The 1053-nt window shown below is 45.5% G+C and carries 1 protein-coding gene; it reads right to left on the bottom strand.

Annotated elements, in window-relative coordinates; genetic code table 11:
- Positions 1 to 88: 88 nt before the first annotated feature.
- Positions 89 to 652, bottom strand: coding sequence for a recombinase family protein (locus tag B9Z42_RS16055; protein WP_100134431.1), 564 nt, complete (start codon positions 650 to 652; stop codon positions 89 to 91).
- Positions 653 to 1053: the final 401 nt, after the last annotated feature.

Raw genomic sequence — 1053 nt, 5'->3', positions numbered from 1 at the left:
CGAGCATACCCACCTTAGCACTTGGGTAAAGACTTGAAACAAACTGCTTTCGTAGCTAGCGAGACAGCTTGGTTACGTCGATTTCCATTTAACTCAAGTACGAATAGAGTGTCTGACGTGAGATGCTGAACTGCTTTGCAAGATCTGACTTATTTGCGCCCCCAAGGGCAAGTGCTTTAAGCTCGGTTTGCTCATCCGCCGAAAGTGCTTTTTTGCGACCTTTGTAAACGCCCTTAGCCTTGGCAATTGCAATTCCTGCCAACTGACGTTCTCGAATCACAGATCGCTCCCATTCAGCCAGTGACCCCATGATGCCCAACATCAAGTTAGCCATTGGGTTATTGTCGCCAGTGAATGTCAATGATTCTTTGATAAATTGAACTTTGATGCCTTTGGCGGTCAAACTTTTGACCATACCGATTAAATCGTTCAAAGAGCGGGAGAGGCGATCCATTGAGTAGATGATGAATGTGTCACCCTCACGGAGGTGAGCAAGAGCGGCTGTCAGTTGTGGGCGATCAGTATCTTTGCCTGATGCCTTGTCAATGAATGTCTTATCCAAGTGCATATCGGCAAGTGCTTGTTCTTGACGAGCAGTATTTTGCTCTTCTGTGCTCACTCGGATGTAACCGACCAACTGACCTCTACTCATAGGCAATTCCTGTTAATTATGTACAGATAGAATCTTAGACTTAACCTTACATTCTGTCAAGAAATAGATAAAATACTCTATTTAGACACGTATATGCCAATTTGCATGTGTACGGTTAGCCTGTGCCACAACTGGACACCATCACAAAACGGCCTTAAACGCTCAACAAAGCGTCTTCCACCGTCGTAGTGGTCCAAGTGATGAAGTCACGCTAAAAAAACCGCTCAAAGGGCGTGTGAACAGCGTGTGATACCGAGGCGGAGCCGAGGTCTCATTACAATGAAAGTACGTGAACCACTTGGGTGTATCACCTGAAGACGAGATAAGGTAGGTCTCAAGTGAGATTTCCTTCTCACCAGACAAATGACGTATGTAATTTGTCAAAGTTAAGGTCCGTCACC

The organism is Limnohabitans sp. B9-3 (genome assembly GCF_002778325.1).
Classification (GTDB): domain Bacteria; phylum Pseudomonadota; class Gammaproteobacteria; order Burkholderiales; family Burkholderiaceae_C; genus Limnohabitans; species Limnohabitans kasalickyi.
This window is presented reverse-complemented; position numbering and strand designations above follow the sequence as displayed.

What these genes read in the sequence shown, in the direction of transcription:
- B9Z42_RS16055 (WP_100134431.1), bottom strand. Translation starts at nt 652, where the DNA reads ATGAGTAGAGGTCAGTTGGTCGGTTACATCCGAGTGAGCACAGAAGAG.